General features: G+C 48.0%; 11 protein-coding genes and 2 pseudogenes. 2 read left to right on the top strand and 11 right to left on the bottom strand.

Features of this window, described 5'->3' with window-relative positions; all coding sequences use genetic code 11:
• Positions 1-11: 11 nt before the first annotated feature.
• The 5 genes from TPANIC_RS00065 to TPANIC_RS00045 all read right to left on the bottom strand — a co-directional run bounded on the left by TPANIC_RS00065 (position 12) and on the right by TPANIC_RS00045 (position 8,969).
• On the bottom strand, positions 12-959 hold the full coding sequence (locus TPANIC_RS00065; protein WP_010881466.1) for a tetratricopeptide repeat protein: 948 nt from the start codon (positions 957-959) through the stop codon (positions 12-14).
• Positions 960-1,046: 87 nt separating this feature from the next.
• Positions 1,047-3,620 (bottom strand): Lon protease family protein, encoded by a 2,574-nt coding sequence (locus TPANIC_RS00060; protein ID WP_010881465.1) that lies wholly within the window; start codon positions 3,618-3,620, stop codon positions 1,047-1,049.
• A complete protein-coding gene (pheT, locus tag TPANIC_RS00055; RefSeq protein ID WP_010881464.1) occupies positions 3,583-5,397 on the bottom strand; it encodes a phenylalanine--tRNA ligase subunit beta in 1,815 nt (604 codons plus the stop codon). Before pheT ends, TPANIC_RS00060 begins: the two co-directional genes overlap by 38 nt.
• 190 nt (positions 5,398-5,587) lie before the next feature.
• The gene (locus TPANIC_RS00050) at positions 5,588-6,820 is read right to left on the bottom strand and encodes a DUF3798 domain-containing protein (protein ID WP_014342231.1); all 1,233 of its coding nucleotides are present in this window, start codon (positions 6,818-6,820) and stop codon (positions 5,588-5,590) included.
• 166 nt (positions 6,821-6,986) lie between these two features.
• Entirely contained in the window at positions 6,987-8,969 is a 1,983-nt protein-coding gene (locus TPANIC_RS00045; RefSeq protein ID WP_010881460.1) for a major outer sheath C-terminal domain-containing protein, read from the bottom strand.
• A gap of 261 nt (positions 8,970-9,230) precedes the next feature.
• Between TPANIC_RS00045 and TPANIC_RS05535 the strand changes: the two are divergent.
• Together TPANIC_RS05535 and TPANIC_RS05525 are read left to right on the top strand one after the other, a co-directional pair.
• Positions 9,231-10,092 (top strand): annotated as a pseudogene (locus TPANIC_RS05535) (major outer sheath N-terminal domain-containing protein); the annotation flags it as partial.
• A 12-nt stretch (positions 10,093-10,104) separates the two neighbouring features.
• The gene (locus TPANIC_RS05525; protein ID WP_237250230.1) at positions 10,105-11,025 is read left to right on the top strand and encodes a major outer sheath C-terminal domain-containing protein; all 921 of its coding nucleotides are present in this window, start codon (positions 10,105-10,107) and stop codon (positions 11,023-11,025) included.
• A gap of 79 nt (positions 11,026-11,104) precedes the next feature.
• Here the strand turns inward: TPANIC_RS05525 and TPANIC_RS00035 are convergent.
• From TPANIC_RS00035 to dnaA, 6 genes and pseudogenes are all read right to left on the bottom strand, one after another.
• Positions 11,105-12,166: pseudogene (locus tag TPANIC_RS00035) on the bottom strand (DUF3798 domain-containing protein); the annotation flags it as partial.
• Positions 12,167-12,533: 367 nt separating this feature from the next.
• Complete coding sequence (gene gyrA / locus TPANIC_RS00025) at positions 12,534-14,975, bottom strand: DNA topoisomerase (ATP-hydrolyzing) subunit A (protein WP_010881455.1); 2,442 nt, start codon at positions 14,973-14,975, stop codon at positions 12,534-12,536.
• A gap of 126 nt (positions 14,976-15,101) precedes the next feature.
• Positions 15,102-15,539, bottom strand: a complete 438-nt coding sequence (locus TPANIC_RS00020; RefSeq protein WP_010881454.1) for a DciA family protein — start codon at positions 15,537-15,539, stop codon at positions 15,102-15,104.
• A complete protein-coding gene (recF, locus tag TPANIC_RS00015) occupies positions 15,532-16,665 on the bottom strand; it encodes a DNA replication/repair protein RecF (protein WP_014342226.1) in 1,134 nt (377 codons plus the stop codon). The genes TPANIC_RS00020 and recF overlap by 8 nt, the downstream gene beginning before the upstream one ends.
• Positions 16,610-17,725, bottom strand: coding sequence for a DNA polymerase III subunit beta (dnaN, locus tag TPANIC_RS00010; RefSeq protein WP_010881452.1), 1,116 nt, complete (start codon positions 17,723-17,725; stop codon positions 16,610-16,612). The genes recF and dnaN overlap by 56 nt, the downstream gene beginning before the upstream one ends.
• Positions 17,726-17,967: 242 nt before the next feature.
• Entirely contained in the window at positions 17,968-19,362 is a 1,395-nt protein-coding gene (dnaA, locus tag TPANIC_RS00005; protein ID WP_010881451.1) for a chromosomal replication initiator protein DnaA, read from the bottom strand.
• Positions 19,363-19,365 lie beyond the last annotated feature (3 nt).

The following is a 19,365-nucleotide window of genomic DNA, read 5'->3' as shown; positions in this document are numbered from 1 at the left end:
CACCCTCACTTTCACGCTATCCTCACATAGCGATGATAAACCGCTTCATCAAGCAATTTAATTTTGAGTAACACTTCGTCGATGTTCCTCTTGTCTTCTTGCACATTCACATAGTGATCAACGAGCCAGAAAAAATGATTGATGAGACGAGGACGCAGGAGCCGCCTTTCAGCCGAAACTTTCTCATTCCTTAAATCGTTTTCGAGGGAATAAATCGCCTGTTTCAGCTTTCCAATCTCTACTGCACGCAGCTCACGCTTTGCGGTAAGGACTCCTTCGAGGGTGCCGTACACCGGCAACCACTCTAACAACTCCACGCCAGAAAACCCATACGACTTCACCCGTTCAATGAGACTGAAAATAAGATCAGACTCAAGTAAATTGAGCTCGAGCTTTGAAGCACCCTTGAACAAGGCCTCGCGAAAATACAACTTCGACCAGCGCTCATCTCCCGCAAGAGCGTATGCATCAGCAAGTTCAGCAAGAATTGCAGAAGAGTCTGGCTCCAAAGAGACTGCAAACTCAAGGCATTCACGCGCAGCATCGTAATTGCCCAATGCTTTATAGCACAGCCCAGTCTTACGATAGACTTCCGCGGGATGCTCGCGCGCATCACCGGTGATAAGACTCCCATAAAACCGCAATGCGTAAGTGAACACACAACAGCGCAATGCATACATAACAGGTTCGACAACGCCACCACGTTTTTGCATATATGCAACGAACGCACCCCATTGTCCAACAAGATACTCACCCTGACTAAGACCGCCAGAGATAGTATGTACACGCTGCATCCGATCCTCCCAAAAGCGAATACCGGTAAGCGCGTACAAAACATCCCGATTGTCTAGCTCTTTTTGAAGCAAATCCTGCAAATCCTGGTGTGCCTGGCGCAGATCCCCCTGCTTCAGTAAATCCAGTGCTGACTCAAGCTCTACACGAATCGATCGTGCAACCATAGCGGGATATTGTATCGGTATCAAAGCGCCACGTCAACGAAAGTACTTTTTCAAAAACAAAACCAACGCTATGTAAATAAACACGAGCTACTCGCAGTGTCCTTTCACTGTGACATAAAAATCCCGCAAACGCGCACGCACACACTGGTAGAGCTGAGCACTTCCCTGCTCTTTCAAATCGTCCGGCACCATCAATTCCAGCGCATCATCAATTGTGCATACCGCCCACACGTGAAACGTACCAGCACGCACCGCATCCTGCACACGTTCAGGCAAAAACAATTGTGCACAACTACTCTTTGGGATCAAAACTCCCTGCATTCCCGTCAGTCCGTTCAGAGCACAGACGTCATAAAAGCCACTGATCTTCTCGCTCACTCCTCCAATAGCTTGCACTTGTCCCAACTGGTTCACACTTCCTGTTATTGCGCGGTCCTGCCGAAGAGGAAACCGGCCAATCGCAGAAAGCAATACTAAAAATTCTGCAGCAGACGCCGAATCCCCATCAATCCCGTGATACGACTGTTCAAAACAAAGCGCTGCAGAAAGACACAGTGGAAAACTATCCTGCCCCTTTCCAAGGTCATCCACAGCTGGATCAAATGCAGCATCTGCAAAAGCAGACAAGCACTTCTCACGCAATAGCGAAGTGATGATTAAATGCGCCTTATCATAAATTTCCCCCGAAAGACCTGCCTCCCGCTCAATATTCATCACTCCTTCCTTACCCGCGGATGCCTGTGCCGTTAACGAAATTACTATGCCAAAGCTATGGCCGCAATGTTCTTCGATTGCCAGCGCGTTAATTCTCCCTATTCGATATCCCTGTACCTCTACCAATAACTCTCCACAGGCTATCATGCGCTGAAAACGCTCCCGCGCGCGGGAACACACGTACTGCCTGCGATTCAGCGCTTCCTGCACCACATGCGCAGTAATCACCGACACATCTGGATGCATATCCACGGCCACTGCATGAGACTCCAATACTAAATCTGCAATTTGTACAAAAGAAGTACTGAGCCGTGTATGACTCTCTGCCAGTTCTTCCGCATATGCTAACAATCGCGCGTACGCTGAGGAATCAAGTGAGAAGGTGCCATAACGCGCCACAACTCTATCAAGGTAGGCTATCAAAGCAACTTGATTCTTATCAGAATTCGGCATGCTCGTATCAAATTCTGCACACACCTTAAATAGTTCTCGGAACGAGGAATCTTCCTGAGATAGACGTTCGAAAGAGCATGGCTCGCCAACCAAAACAAGCTTGCATGTGAGCGGAACTCCTTCAGGCCGCAACATACCTTGGGACTGGGAACTACCCGCTGGGAGTAACACCTGCTTGGTACGCAGCGCACGCTTCAAATGTGTCCATGCTTCTTCCTCCGCCAGTAGATCTTCGAGCTGCACGATGAGTACACCTGCATGCGCTCGATGCAGCGCACCTGCACGAATGCGTAAATGCCCATTCTCCAGCGTATCCCCTTCATTCCCCTTGCTTTCAATCGATCCACATAAATTCGCCAAATTCGGCTGATGCTCCGTAAACACATACCCCGCATGTTCTGTGTGCACACACACGAAATTTAAGGTATAGCGATCGAAAAACCGCTTTTTTACTAGTGCAGAAATACGCATTGACATTAAACACTGTACCCGCACCTGCACATCGGTTTGTATCCGCTCTATGTACGATATGATGCGCGCACGCATTTCTTCAAATTCATGCGGCACCTCAATGAGGCGAGAAGAGGAAGTCTTCTCCCTTTCCGTCTGTTCCGCCGCACACGAAACAGGTGGAGGGGAAAAAACCGGTGCATAACACGCCACGCGTTTTTTAATACAGGCCATCTGCTCGAGGATAATTAACCGCAAACGCGCACGGTAGTACTGCGCAAGACGCCTACGCGCGGCCCGCCGCGCAGTGCGCAACGTATGGAGCAGCGAAGAAACCTCATCACAGGAAAGACGATATCGCGCATGGAGTTCGTGTACTACACATCTAGAAAGCTTCGCGCGGGAAGCTAAATCGTGCAGCGCTTCAAAGCTACTGTCTTTTCCCTTTAATAGGGGAACTAAATCAAAGGAGTACGTACCACGTTTCCTATGCCATCTCACACGAAACCCACGCGTATACAACTCCGCTTCAATACGTGAAAGCTCAGCACACTCACGTGTTTCAATATCAGCCAGCAATGTGCGCCGCTCACGTAAGAAGGCATCACTTTTCACAATATCCTGTGCTGTATTGAGAATAGCGTTAACCGATCTCCTCAACGCCGTAGCAAAAGGCATCCCTTCTCCCGCCGGAAACTGCAGCACCTGCGGTTCGTGCGGATGCACAAAATTGTATGCATACGCTATATCCCACATTTGCTCGGGACGAGGTACAAAATCTTTTAATAGATATTGGAGCGTAGTGCGCTTCCCGGTGCCTGACGCGCCAATCACACAGATATTGTAGCCGTCACCGTACATTCTCATCCCAAGACGTATCGCAGCGCAGGCACGTTCATGCGCTAGCAAAAAGGGGTGATCCTGCGCACGGGCTTTCAGATACGCAATAGTGTCAGGAGCAACGATACCCGTAACTTCTTGCCAGGAAAGCTCTCGCCAGAGCGAGCTACGGCAATAGGGCCCCAACATCAAGTTCCCCAGCAAAGCACGGCATGCGGATATCCCAATTACTCAGCACCTGCGGATGTATCTCCCCAAATATACCCACACGAGAACCATGCACGCAGATACTCGCTTGTCTGCCTAAGACAAACCGCGGATCCTGCGCTTCCTCTACCTGATACGGAAGTTTCAAACAATACAAAAGTCCTGAAACTAGGCTCGCCACCTCATTGTAACTTGCCTCCTGCGAGGCATTGAGGAATCCAAGTGATTGTTGCGTGCATGTACCGTGTTCACCATGAGGGGAGCAAAAGGCAACCTTTCCAATTTCGAAAATACGATGTGGATACAACGCATGTGCTGACTTTAGCTCAGCTGACAGAAGACACGGAATGATAGACCTGCGCACGAATCGGTAGCTTTCAGTAAGAGGATTTTCTATCTCGATTAAATCATCTGCCGTGCATCGCATACGCGTGCAAAACTCCCTGGCAGAGCCAAGATAATGAAAAATCATCTCCTGATAACCAAATCCAACTAGAAGGTGCTTAATTTTGCGCGTCAAAAGGGTCAGATCACTCAGTCTGCCCACTGTAAAAGAACATGGAACCTGCGGAGAAAAACGGTCAAGCGTTCTACCCAGCATCACTTCTTCAATCAGATCTACCGCATGGAGAAAATCATTACGGTACGCTGCAGGCTCGACGACATAGGTTCCCTGCTTAACTTGCACGGCACAGTCCATCCTTGCAAAGGCTTCGGTTATATCTGCAACAGGCAAGGGCATCCCCAAAAGACGATCTATCTGCTCGTGCGCAACCTCCCTTTTTTCTTGAAAATAAAAGGGGGTAGTAACAGACCTCCCCCATGGGGTGTCAAAACTATAGGTAATTTGCACAGGTTCAATCTGCATACCCATATCAGAAAGATCACACGCAAGGCTATTCACCGCTACTAGCACTGCGCACATATCCGTACCACTACACTCGATAAATAGTTCTGTATCCCCGGTCACTACTGCACCCAGCGACGCGCTATTAGTGATCGGAATAAGCGAAAGCACCTCACCACGAGCATCGACTAATAAGGGAACGAAAGAATAATCCTTGAGGAGATGACCATATTCACGCCCTTTCGGATGTTGCGTCAGAATCTGCTCACCAGACAGCGGCATGGACATACCGAGAGGCGTGAAACTTACCTCTGCGAGTAGGACAGCGCGGTATGCGAGTGGCCAACATATATCCTGTGCACGGTAACACCCCAGCGAAAGGGTACACCTCCTACGTCCAAAATTACTGGCGAGTCTTTCCTGTGTTTGTATTAGATCCCACAGTCTTACTTCGCTCAGTCCAGTACCCCGAGCCACAAAGCCAGCAATAAAAGGGCGTATAGTTTGCAAACGCGCATCCACTACTACGCATCGCCCATACGAGTCGCGCACCGTACAGCGATCTGAAAGAAATGCACGATACTGCGCTGCGCGCGAAGCCCCCCCTGCGTGAACACGCAAGAGGCGCGCAAGCCCTGCTGTAGACCACAAATCCGGACGATTTGTGTCGTTAAGTTCGATTTTTAAAAGACGCGCATCAAACGCACCCTCACGTACACAGCTGGCCTGACCCCTCGTCCTCTGCACAGGATCGCACACCTCCCCTCCTGGCGAAAGGCTCCCTCCCTCTTTATCTTCCCTCACGGAAAAAGAGCTGCACTCCAATTCAGCCTTAGCACTTCGCAAACGTCGCTCCAACGTATCATCGTCGCACCGTTCACCGAGCAGCTCAAAAAACAACGCCTCATGAATGCTAATTTTCGGCATGAGCCCTCCGACCGTGCTCAGTATACGGTCAAAAAAAGGACACCACAAGGGCCAGCCACCACACCGTCTTTGCAGAGGATGCCACTACACGGCACACGTGCTCTACACTTTAGTCATAATACGCGTAACACTCTTAAACTGAGCGCTCATATGCGCACGGCATAAGTACCGTGCGCACAAAGGCATGAGCTCACTGACGACCGAAACGAATACTCCGATACTTTTCCGGAAATTCCTGGTCTGTTACCGGTAAAGAAAACTTACCCAAAATATGTATGTCAGAGAACACTGACACATGGTTGGATACTTCCTTCCCTGTGAGAAGATCCGTGTACGGCGCAACCCTCCATCGTGTTCCTTTGGAAAACAAACTAAAGGCATCAGAGAGAGCTACACGCATATCCTTTTCTCGGAGTTCATTTTGCAATATCCTGCGCGCATATTCAGTTAACCCAAGTGTGCTGACAAAAATATGCGAACTTACATTCACCCCGAAACGACCTACCAACCTCTTCTCTTCTACCGCCGACTCGACGCGCTCCAGGATCCCCGACACATCCTCATCGTCAGCATACTCCACCCCGAGTGCTTCAGCACAGTCAAACACATTCGCCCCCAGAAGCATGCCATCTTTGCTTACCAGTTCTCTCATCAGGGAAACACGGTGCGTATCATTAGTGCAAAAGAACATAGTGTTCTTCCCATACTTACCGATCCATTGCTTCGTGTGTGTGCCGATAAACGCACGCGCCCCTTCAACACCTGACTCCCCTGCGGGATCTGGAGCCTCCTCAGACGCAAACTCTATACCGATATCTGCACACACTGCCTCCATTACCTGACGCCTCGTCCTAAGCTCAGCCTTTGAAAGGTGACGAGGAAAAGAAACGTGCACCAACGTACGCGCGCCCATTTTCTTTGCAGCCCAGGGAATAGCATACCCACCAAATGCATAATCATCACTAACCACGATATCAGCAGATTTTTGGATAAGCTCAGGATACTCATGCGGATCCCCTACAAAGAGCATGATGTCGGAACGCTTCGCCCTAATTTTGTTAAAAGCCTCTGCAGTTCCATGAATTCCTTCGCTGACAACAATAGCACCCATGAGAGGATCATCAGCAAATGCAAGGAGCCGGGACACCGTTTCATCTTGCCGATTTACAAAATCTTCAGGATACGTGACATGCAAGATACATCCTCGGTGACCGTCACCTACCGCACCGTACATGGCGCATGCTCTTTTTGCCGCAACTACATCATGGCTAGAGTGACTACCCGGACCGGTCATAACCCCGATGTGATAATCCTCCACCGCTTTCGTGCCCCCGGTATTTTGTGGAGCACGCGCGCCCCCACAGCGACACAACAGTGCACCGACACATACCACCCATACCTTCAATAGAAACTGACTTTTCATAGTCTCCCCTTAACGATCTGCACACACCATCTCTCCAAAACGCTTAGGCGTATGGTCCACCCCCCCCCCACGGGAAAATCAATTGTGTATTTATGATACAGCATCAAAAAATCATCGTGTGCAAACCAAAAAGGTATCCCTTCCCTCCCCCTTATTGAAGGCTCCCTCACCACAGAACCTTACACGAACACACGAGCTCGCTCCGCTTATCCGGCCAAGAACCATGCTCCAAACTTATGTAGGGACGACGCGCAAGCATTCCCTGCGACCACTCAATGAGCAACTCACATCTTTCAAACGGACTCACCGCCACCCCTACCTGATAATACAGATTTTTACCTGCGCGGAACGTGCGGTTCCTCTTTACCGTTCCGGCAGCACCACCTGGTCCGTAAGAAAAACCCTGCGCACCATATGTAGCGCCATACAGCGAAACCATCGGTCTTATCCATGCGTGAGCAGCAAGAGTAATCCGGTAGTTAAGCCACAGTTTCCCCACAACAGGCAACGCGCTGTGTGCACCCGGATGGACAACACCGGGTGGAGGAAGCACAAACGCCTGAGGCTTCTTTCCCCGTGTGGAATTCGGCGTACAGGAGCCAGGTTCCAGGTACAAGCCATGAGTGAAAGGAATATATAAACGCGCCTCGACACCTCCGCTCAGACCGGACACAAGCTTAGAAAGAGAATCGTACCACTTACTTTCCACCCGCACGAATGCGGCACAGTCAAAATGGTCACTACTCCCACGCGGAAAAAGCATTGAGCCAAACACATTGGTAGGAGCACTTGCTACGTATGCTCCCAGCGAAATCCAGCGCCATTGCACAATCAGCAATGCGTCAAAGGCGACACGATCAAAACCACCCTGCTCAAGTACAGAAAGTACATCGACAAGTGCTTTCCTTACCGGGGAAAGTTCCATCCACATCGTACCCGGGCGGACCTCCGCCCCAACGACGCCAGGCTTTCCCTGCGTTATAGGAGGTAACGATTGCACCGCCTGTTCAAATTTTTCCCACACACCTGGTGGTGACTGCGATCGCATCTGTGCGGCGAGTTCATTGCGTGTCTTCGCAGCAGCAACAAGTAACCCAAGCGCGTGCATGAGCGCGGTGTCAAAACGATTACAACCACGCTGTGCCGCAAGCGTTTCAGCGAGGGACTCCCTCGCGGCACCCTTCTTGTACGGTGTCCCAGCATCGAAGGCACACACGATCTTGAATCCTGCTCCCGGGGAAAGCGTCAAACGCGCGCCTACATTCCACAGCACAGTATCTTTGTTTTGATGATGCGTCTGATCAGGTCCAGTTCTGTACCCTGCAGAAAGAGTAGCACAACTTGCTGCCTCAAGCCTGACCTGTTCCCGCCCCTTTCGGGCGTATACGAGCGTGAACTCAGTACCAAGGCCATATTTACTGTGCGGGTCCGCTGGCATGCGCCGACTATTGGTGCCCTTTCCTTTCACCTTAGAGGTGACAGAAGGAGCACTTTTCCATATACCGTTCGACGAAAAGGAAAGGGCACAGTTGAATGTAATGCCACTGTTCGAAATATTCCGTGCCTGATATGCGATTTTTCCGCCAACCCCACCAAACCCTGGAGCGTATTTGACGCTCCTTGACTCATAACTAGTAGTAATAAAGGGGGTCCACAACTGCGCAAAATTAGAGGGAAAAACGGGATCTTTTCCTACAGAAAAAGAGACATCGTAGAGGTGGAGTGTGGCCTCAAGGGAAAAATCGCTTCTTCCTGACTTTAAGAAAGGAGAACGCGTCGTCATACTTGGATCCGCAGTTCCCGACCCTAAAGCACTTTCAAAATCCACCTTCAATCCCTTGAGAGAAAGCTCAACCCATATGGGATCCTCACCTGAAAAGCTCGTATACGTGGCGCCTTTCTTGGGCAACAAGGGAAAAGCAAGCTTCCAGCTGCTCTTCGTGCGAAACCCATGTCGTATGCTTTTACCCGCTGTAACTGGAGAGGCACCTTCTGCATCAAAGACGACACCCCAGCTAAGTTCAGCAGAACCGCTGAACGCGGCGGAGGACGAAAAGGCGCGTGAAACCCCGTCCAAAACCGCACCATGAAGGAAAAACACCCCACACCCTAACGCAAAACGCGCATATACGGATATACAGGCGCCCATAGGGCAGCCATTATGACCCTTTCATAAACACGATCAACATTTTTTCCCGTCAGCGGTAATTTTTTTCACTACTTCACTCAGTTTTCGCACAAATGGCACAACACCACGCCCCGTTCCTTCTATACGCCTCCCCAGAAAGTGACTCTTCTTCCCACCCACGAATATCTAATGTACACCAACATACATTACAGATACTGCTAGATCTGACACATGACATCGTTGTACTAAACTGTGGTGAAAACACGGTACACTACTGTATGCATGCGTCTAGTGTTAGGCTCGTGCATTTTTATACTTTTACTCCGAGGGCGCGCTACCGTATCGCGTCTGCACGCGAGCCCGGCCGTCACCATTTCGGGGAGTACTCGTCTTACTTGGGGCATTAACTTAGGCGCGAAGGCGAACTTCGTGCTACCCGTAGCACCGCTTGGGGCAACCGGCACTGTGCGAGAGAACCCCAATCATCGCTTCCGTCATCGCAGACACGGTTTTAGGAGTTCCAGTACTCTCTTTTTCTCGCTGACGCTTTGTCCACCGAAAACTCGGTCGAATCTGCATAAAAGCAGCGGTGTGTATGCAGAAATCCTGTTAAGGAACCTAGAGTGTGCGCTCCCCCTCGGTTCCTTATCTGGTGAGGCTTTAGGCGAACTCACGCCCACAGAAAAACAAAGCTTCTCCGTAGAAGCGACCCTTCGCTTCTACGGCGCATATCTCACTATTGGAAAAAATCCGACCTTTTCTAAAAATTTTGCCAAATTGTGGCCCCCGTTCATCACCACACGATACAAGGAAGCAGACACCCAATACGCCCCTGGCTTTGGGGGTTATGGAGGGAAGATTGGTTACCGCGTAGAAGACGTCGGGAATTCCGGGCTAGGTTTTGACTTTGGGTTCCTTTCCTTCGCTTCAAACGGCGACTGGAGCACGAGCGGGACTAGCCATAGCAAATATGGGTTTGGTAGTGACCTCTCTATGGTACAAGAGAAACAAGAAGCTGTTTTTAACTGTGGAACTCGCCGGTAATGCTACCCTCCAGGAGGGTTATGCCACGTTAGCTCCAACATTTTCGGGAGCACCCAACAACAAACGGGCATCCCACGCGCTCTTATGGAGTGTGGGAGGGCGTCTTTCGATCATGCCTGGTGCAGGATTCCGCTTCATTTTAGCTACGGATGCCGGAAATACCTACCGGGATACGAACAGTGCGAGAGCACGTGTCGTCGAACAGGCACTAGAACTCGCGGAGAAGACGTATCCGTCATTACGGACGGTGCGTCGTATATTCAGCTGGATGGTACAGCACGTGGACTCATTAGGCATAGACGCGCTGGTTACAGCGCAGTGGCGTTGGCTTTCAGGAGGTGTATACGGCGCAACAGGGGCGGCGTCTGTTTTTGGGAGTGGTCCCTTTGTAAAGTCAACTTTTCAATACACGGACTTTGCTGCGTTTCTCAGACTAGAAACTCGTTCGGGAGATGATTACACCCATGCCTTGCACGGCCTAAACGCAGGCATAGAAGCACGTGTATACCTTCCCCTGGGCTACAAAAGTTATCTTGACAACGGAGGTCTCCCCCCAGACGTCGTACCTGCCCAAGGGGTAGCACAGCAGGTCGCCAATGCTGCCAGAGTAGGTATTTTAGGTCTTCTTAATTTCTTGAATAGTGCCACAAACTTTGTAGCACGCGCGGCAGGGTTACCGGCAGACGCGATAGCAACAGGCGCAGCTTCAATAGCCCTTCCGATAATGGGGAATGCATGGGTAGGCTACCGCATACCGTGCTACGATAGTATGTGGATAGAACCACGTGCGCACATATATATGGCAACCAACCGATTCAATTTCAATGGGTTCAAAGGAACGCGCAATTTAAAGGGAGAACTTTGTTTCCAATACGCTGTTGAGCTGCGTGCAAGTCCTATCAAACCTGTGGAGTTTTCCGTGCGGTGGGAGCAAGGGTTGCTTTCACAGGATCCCTACATGTTGATAGAAGAGAACTGGAGCTGGCCTGGATACACCGGTTCACTCTTTCTAGGGTGCAAGATCACTTGGTGACCCAGGGAGACGGCGACATTGCCAAACAGAGAAAGCGATCCATCTCCCCGGCTACAAACAGAAAACCCGAACGGAGTTCTTATTCCTTAGCGGTCAATGCCCAATACCCTTCTGGGAGTACTTGGTCTGTGACGGGCAAGGTAAATTTACCCAGGACGTATGTGTCCGTATACACCAGCACGTGATTCGGAACAATTTCGTGCGTTTTCAGTCTTAGGTAAGGAGCAATACGCCAATGTGCGTCACGCGTAAACAAGTCGAAGGATTCGGCAAGAGCTTCACGCATATCATCTTTACGCGGTTCGCCATCTATGATTTTGCGCGCATACTCCACAAAACCCATGGTCACCGTAAATGCCTGTGCATTTAAATTTAATCCAAAGCGCCCCTCTGCGCCGAAGGCAACCAATGACTTCTCAACCTTCTCTCGTATTTTATACACGTCTTCAAGCTCAGCATAATGCACCCCGAGCGCATCAGCGTAATCGAAGATGGTTGCACCAATTAGCATACCGCCATATTTCAACAAGGCACTGATGAGCGGCCTGTTGTGAGCGTCATTGGTGCAGTAGAACAGGGTTTCCTTGCCATATTTTTTGATCCACTTCACAATCGTCTTGTGGAAAAAATCCTCAAGTTCTCCGTCACTGACACCGTCTACAGGATCAGGCGCTTCCTCGTGTGCGAAGGAAAGTCCCAAATCGGTACATGCTGCCCTCATCACCGTACGCCTAACCCTCAAACCGGGGTAGGACATATGCCGGGGAAAAGAGACATGCACCAATGTGCGCGCCCCCATCCTTTCCGCAACCCACGGAACGGCATATCCACCGAACAAGTAGTCCTGACTGACCACGATGTCTGCAGACTCCTGCAGCATCTCTACCGGCTCAAGTGGTTCTCCCGCAAAAAGCAAAACATCAGGACGTTTAGACTTAATGATCCCAAACGCCTTTGAAACGCCGGGAACTGCCTGACTAACCACAATGGCCTTTATAGTCGAATCCTCAGCGAGTGCAAGCAACTTAGAAACGGTTGCTTCATGGTCGTGGGAGAAGTTATCGGAGTAAGTAACATGGACAATCCTTCCACCCGTTTCCCCACGAGCCTCTCCGTAGATACTGACGAGGCGTGTCTTCGCAAGGACATCATCTACAGACTAAGATCCCGTACTTGTCATGAGACCGATCCGATAAGAAGTCCTCCGCGCCTCAGATTTCTTTGTAGCGCTTCGTGAAGATTGCAAAGAACAACTAACTAAAAAACCTAGTGCGAGTAAACATACACCTGCAATACCGCAGAAGGAAAATCTGACACGAGTCCCCATACACAACCCCCATAAAGTTTACATGAACGTGAACCCAAATAATCCTCCAGAATTAGGGTAGATTTGATCCCACTCCTCATCCCACACGTTTCACGTGAAACATCAACTTCTGCACGCACATTATCCACAATACTCACAACATATACACAGCCACTCACGGAGAAATATACCCCAGAGCCCATTACCCCTGCATTACACAACTAAGTCCTACTACTAAATCCGATGGCTCGATATCCAACACACGCACGCCCTGCGCACCACGCCCCAGCACGCTGATTGCACACACGTCCACGCGAATCGTTTTTCCCTGACCAGTAATACACATACACTCATCTGTATCGAGAACAGCAAGAGCACCTATTATAGCACCTTTTCTATCCGTTTGTGTGTAAATCTTCTGTCCTGCAGTCCCTCGCCCATGTACAGAAAATTCTGAAAAACTGACCCGCTTACCATATCCATTCTCCGTCATTATCAGTACTTTCCGTTGTTCGCTTACTCGCAAAACCCCCGCCACTAGGTCCTCGGACGTCAATTTTATCCCAATCACCCCACTGGAATTGCGACCCATCTCGCGCACCTCCCTCCCCGACATGCGCAATGCTTTTCCCTGACGCGTAATAAGCATTACTTCATCTTCGTCCTGCACCAACACTGCGCTCACCAGCGTGTCACCTCCGCTCAGCTTAAGCGCTATAATACCGCGCGTCTTCGCATTCACAAAATTATCAGTAGTTACCTTTTTAACTACACCTCGCGCAGTAGCCATAAAAACATAACTTTTATTACTAAACTCTCTCAAAGATACGATGGCCGTGATCTCCTCGTCCGTCGCTACCATGAGAAGCGACTTAATATGCGAACCACGATTCGCCCGACCAGATTCAGGAATCCCGTATACTTTTAGCCAATAGGCCCGCCCACGGCTCGTGACAAACATCACGTAGTCATGTGTTGATGCAGTAAATATCTGGCTAATAAAATCGTGAGCCGCCAGATTCGCTGAACTTGAGCCCTTTCCTCCCCGATTCTGATTTCTATACGCAGACACTGGAACGCGCTTAATGTAACCAAGATGGGAAATAAGAATAACCATTTCCTCTTTCTGGATAAAATCTTCTACATCCAGATATTCTATTTCATTGCTCACAATATCTGTACGCCGATCATCCCCAAACATATCTGCGATATCACGCGTCTCTTTCTTAACAACTCCCAAGACCTTTTGGGGAGAAGTAAGTAACTCCTCCAGAGAAGAAATCAGCTCCGTCAAATCTTTCAATTCCGTACGCAAACTCTCGACTTCCAAACCTGTCAAGCGCTTCATCTGCATATCTACGATCGCCTGCGCCTGCACGTTGTCAAAGTCAAATTGTTCACGCAAACGCTGTTTTGCAAGCTCTGTGTTCTGCGAATGACGGATAAGCGTGATGATTTTATCAATGGCATCCAAGGCACGTATCAGCGCACGCACCAAGTGTATGCGCTCCTGAGCCTTACGTAATTCAAAATGCGCACGCCGAGTCACTACATCGACCCGGTGTTCTACAAAGTAGCGCACTAGGTCCTTGAGCGTGAGCATTCGAGGTCTTCCCTCTACCAAAGCAAGATTAATCACATTAAAAGAGGACTGCAGGGGAGTCTTTGCAAACAGGTGATTGAGTACTACCTGTGCGGGGGTACCCTTTTTGAGCTCTACCACTATGCGTAGCCCTGTACGATCGGAAGTCTCGTCGTTTACATTCGCAATACCTTCGATCACTTTCGCACGTGCAAGTTCCCCAATACGCATAACAAGCATGGTAGTATTAACTTGATACGGAACTTCTGTAAAAATAATGGTATCCCTACCCTTTGAATCCGTCTCGATGGTAAAGCGAGCACGGACAACAATTTTCCCTCGACCTGTTTCGTAAGACTGCCTAATCCCGTTCTTTCCAAAGATAATGCCTCCCGTGGGAAAGTCAGGACCATTGATACAATCGCATAACTCCTGAATCGAAAGATTTGGGTTCTCGATGTACGCAGAGATAGCTGCGGCTATCTCACGCAAATTATGCGGTGGCATGTTTGTAGTCATACCAACTGCAATACCACTGGACCCATTCGCAAGAAGAAAAGGAAACCTTCCAGGAAGAACCGTGGGCTCTACGTCAGAATCGTCAAAATTGGGAACAAAGGAAACCGTTTCCTTTTTTATGTCCTCTACCATAGATTCTGCAATACGCGCCATCTTCGCTTCGGTGTACCGATACGCTGCCGGAGGGTCGCCCCCGATAGTCCCGAAATTTCCTTGAGGATGAATGACTGGATAACGAAGGGAAAAATCTTGCCCAAGACGCACTAGCGCGTCATAGACGGACGCATCCCCATGAGGATGAAAGCTTCCCAAAACGTCCCCCACTATCTTGGCACACTTCCGTGTAGGTCCTGAAAAGCGTAGCCCTTTTTCCTCCATCGCGTAGAGAATACGTCTGTGAACAGGCTTTAAACCGTCGCGGACATCCGGAAGCGCACGAGAAACTATGACGGACATAGAATAGTCTATGTAAGCACGCTTGACTTCTGTCTCTATAGAAATGGGCACAAGAACGCCACCCTCTGGGGTGCTAATTTCTTCCATAGGGCGGGCATTCTAACGCAAAGCCATACTGCGTTCAAGGAGAGACACAGTCGTGCATAGGCTGCACGCAAGAAAAACCGCAGTCCTATGGACTTTGAACAGATCCGTCGAATCCCATCCGCAAAACTAATGTGACGGTTCTTCCGTTTTCACCTGAAAAAGCGTTCGGAGCTGTTCAAATACCTCGGCAAGTTCAGGCACAGGACGAGTCTGCTTTTCTGATACCGAAAGTCCCTGCATGTCCTTCTTCGCAGAAGGGGTACGTGAGGTAGAATCTACGTACGTACTCATACCCGTCACTCCCAACGACGGATATCGCCTACGAAGGGCATGTACAATTTCGTCTTTCTTTAACAAAAGGTATTGTGCCCAACCAGGATGAGTCACCTTGACCACAACTTTCCCATTTCTGATATCTACCAGCGTGCTGTGTAACGCAACGGGGTTACCCACAATACACACCCATTCTCGATGCGCATCAAACGCCTCCGTTTCATAGGAAGCTTGGATATATTCAGTGGTCAACACGAGTAAGTCCGATAGCTTATTCACACCATTATTCATGACACGCCCCTTCAGAAACAAAATATACCCGCGTTTTTTCACGCCCGTATCGCCTGTACGCTTCCCCTGGCAAAAATGTACAAAACAGCTGATCATACGGAGGCAAACTCATCATGAACCTTTCCCGCTTCTCAGGATCAAGCTCTAACAAGACATCATCCATTAAGAGTACGGGCAGTTTTCCCGTTACTCCTGTGTAGAACACAGCCTGCGACATCCTCAGTACCAACGAAACCAACCGCCTCTGTCCGGTAGAAGCCTGAGGAATGAAAAGCGCCTGCGACCGAGTAAAGTGAATCTTATCTCTATGAGGACCTGACATACTCATCCCCATCGCAAGATCGTGCTTACGTCTCTTGTAAAGAGAATGTACGATCTCCTCAACTGAGGAGTCAGACCATGAAGGCTTATACTCAATGCGCACCTGCGCAAGGTCTCCAAGGCGCTCATAATACTTAGTAAAAATCACGTTAAAGTCACGGACAAGCTGAGTTCTCCACTGCACGAGATCAAAACCCACGGTTGCAATTTGCGTATCCAGTGCATCGAGTAACTGAACGCGTTTCTCTTTTATCTCTCTGTTCTTTGTTTTTGTTAGTGCGTGATATTTTTGCAAGTATTCCAAATACAGAGGATTACACATCGAAAGGGATTGATCCAAAAAGAAGCGTCTGCGTTCTGGCGTACCAACTACGAAGTCCAAATCGTTATGAAAAAACAAAATACAGGGAATACTGCTGATAAGTTCTTTTTTTGTCCTTATTTTTTTCAAGTTTTTCTCAATGCGCTTTTTTCCATTTTTGGAGAAAATCTGCACTGTGTGGGTATACTCCCCGCGGTACATAACTTTTACCCGATACTCATTCGAACGCGCGTGAGTTGCATACAGTTCGCTTTCGGTGCGTGTTCGAAACGAATTTCCGTACGCAGCAAGATATAGAACCTCAAGTATATTGGTTTTTCCCTGTCCGTTATTTCCCACAAAAAAAACCTCAGGAGAGGATATATCAATCGTGTGATGTGCAAGATTTCTGAAATTTATTGCAGTCACTGTGAGAAAAGGCAAAGAATCACTCCGTTTGCATAGGCATAATGATGTGAAAGCAGTCCGTGTTTGGTACAGCACGAAGCGTGAGTGCTTTTGCAGGATCGGTAAATTCCACTTGAACCTCCTTCGAAGTAAAAACCTTAAGCGGTTCTTCAAGGTATAGATAGTTAAGAGCTATGACCTCACTTTCTCCTGTATAAGCACAGGCTATTTCTTCCTGAGCATCACCTATTTCATTTTCTTGAGTGTGAGCTTTTGAGCTTAAAGTCAACAAACCCTGCTGTATGGTAATAAATATCCTGTGAGATTTTTGTTCTACCAACAACGAGACTCGTTTAAGTGCCTCCATTAGCTCCACACGTCCAACACAAAAAGAACGCTCCTGATGATCAGGGATTACTCTTTTGTAATTAGGAAATTGCCCCTCAATAAGCACAGAAGAAAACTTATATCCACCGAAAAAAAAGTAAACGTGCTGCGACGTAATGCATAGCGTCACTGATCCTTCAGGGGTAAGCTTACGGTTTACTATGCCTAAGATCTTAGTTGGCACAATAACACCCGAAAAGGATTGGGGAGAGGATTCTCCCTTTTTTTCTATATAGGCGAGCCGCTTTCCATCTGTTGAAACACAAATAATATTTCCATACTGAAAATCAACGTGTACGCCATTGATAAAATGGCGCGTACTGTCTTCTGAAACTGCAAAAACGGTATGGTTAATCATGTTTCTAAGATCGGAGGTAGGCACAGCAAGAGAGACGCCTCCTTCATTTTGAGGGAAACATGGAAAACTCTCATGCGAGAGGGTTCTGAGCTGAAAGCTTATCTTTTTGTTTGGAGGGGTAATGACAAGTTGTTCTTCACATAACGTTAATTCGATTTCTTTTGTTGGAAGGGCAGAAACAACATTCACAAGTTTGTCGCAAAAAACTGTCGTTGTGCCTTCGGCGAGAACATTGACGGGAATGCTAGTTTCAAAGGTAACTTTTGTGTCGGTTGCTCTGATGGTAAGCAGGGCTCCTTGAGCAGCTAATAGGACGTTCGAAAAAATAGACGTGTTTTTTTTATTTGAAATAACCTCTTGTGCTGTGCTTATTTCCTTCAGAAAGGCTTCTTTCTCGCATAGGATTTTCACAGTTAGTTTCCTCCTTATTAATCTTATAAGTATAAAGAATGTAGTCGTATCACATAATAGTAACTGTGAATATCTGGATAAGTGCTTATGTCTCGAGAATTACCAAACAAAAACCGCACACAAGCTTGTGAAGAAAGTATATTTTTTCTCTAAAAAAAGGGGGATATTCGTGAGTAAAGTGTAATGACTAATTTATATTCTTTTATCCACCACTTATCCCCATCGAATTCAGTGTCTACGCCCTAGCGGATTGAATCTTGAACTTTACTTTTCAGCAAATCAAGATTTGCCTGTAACGAAGGATTAGTGAGAATTTCTCCTTCTATTTTTTGACATCCGTAAATGACGGTTGAATGATCTCTGCCACCAAATTCGATACCAAGTTCAGTAGTGGAGAGCTCTGTCAGTTCCTTTGAGAGAAACATAGCGATTTGCCGAGGATAAACAACGCTTTTATTGCGTTTCTTACCCTTTAGATCTGAATACGAAATGTTAAAGTGATCTGCAACTACATGAAGAATAGTTTCTACTGTGATGTGTTTTGGCCTTGCAGAGAGGAAGAACTCTTTTAGGAGAGAGGGAACGATATCTATCGTGATGGATCCCGACACTTCAATGAAAGCGATAATTTTTGTTAATGCCCCCTCAAGATCCCTGATATTTGAAGAAATGTTTTCAGAAACAAGTCGGACAACATCGTCTGAAATGTGGATGGCTTTGTGAGGATAGGTGCTGTTATAGTTTTGTATTTTTTTAATCAAGATAGCACAGCGCGTTTCAAAACATGGCATATTCAGATCAGTGCTAAGCCCTCGGGAGCACCTCGAGCGTAAGCGAGAAGAGAGATTTTTCAATTCTTGTACAGGCCTGTCGCAGGTAAAGATAATTTGTTTTTTTTTCTCGAAAAGTTCGTTGAACGTATAGAAAAGCTCTTCTTGTAATCCGTCTTTGTTTTCAAAAAAATGAATGTCATCTATAAGAAGTACATCCGCGGTGTAGCGGTATTTTTTTTTAAAATCCTGGGTCTTTTTATTGAGTAATGTGGAAATGAATTCATTTCCAAAATTCTCCGCAGTGACGTATATGACGTTCAGGTCTGTTGTCTTGTAGATCTCGTGTCCAATAGCCTGCATAAGGTGGGTTTTTCCTAGTCCCACTCCACCGTAGATAAGTAACGGATTGTAGGAAGTGCCTGGGTTTTTTGATACGGAGATAGCAGCGCTATGGCTGAATTTGGTTTCTTCTCCGGATACAAAGTTCTCGAAGGTATAGTCTCTGTTCAGGTCGGGGTGAAAGCTCTTTTTGGAAGGAACCTCTGCAGGAGAGTTTTTCTCCAGGTAGGTATGCACGTGTTTGGGGGGAGCAGTATTTCCATGAGGGGTGCCTTTTTTAACGGCAAACAAAAGTTTAATGGGGTGTCCAGAAAGTTCGAGGAACTTGCGCTCAAGCTTTTCTTGATATTTTTGGCTAAACTGTATTCGGAAAAAGTCTGAAGGTACTGCTATTTCGATAGCGTTTTCAAAAGATGCGATAAAGAACAAATGAGCAAACCACATGTTAAATTCTGCTTCGGTCGATTCACTCCGTATCTGGCTGAGTGTCTCGTTCCAGAATACTTCATACCCTACTGCGTCCATCTA

The organism is Treponema pallidum subsp. pallidum str. Nichols (assembly GCF_000410535.2).
Taxonomy (GTDB): domain Bacteria; phylum Spirochaetota; class Spirochaetia; order Treponematales; family Treponemataceae; genus Treponema; species Treponema pallidum.
Note: the sequence above shows the minus strand (reverse complement) of the source record. Positions and strands in the feature narration are given on the sequence as shown.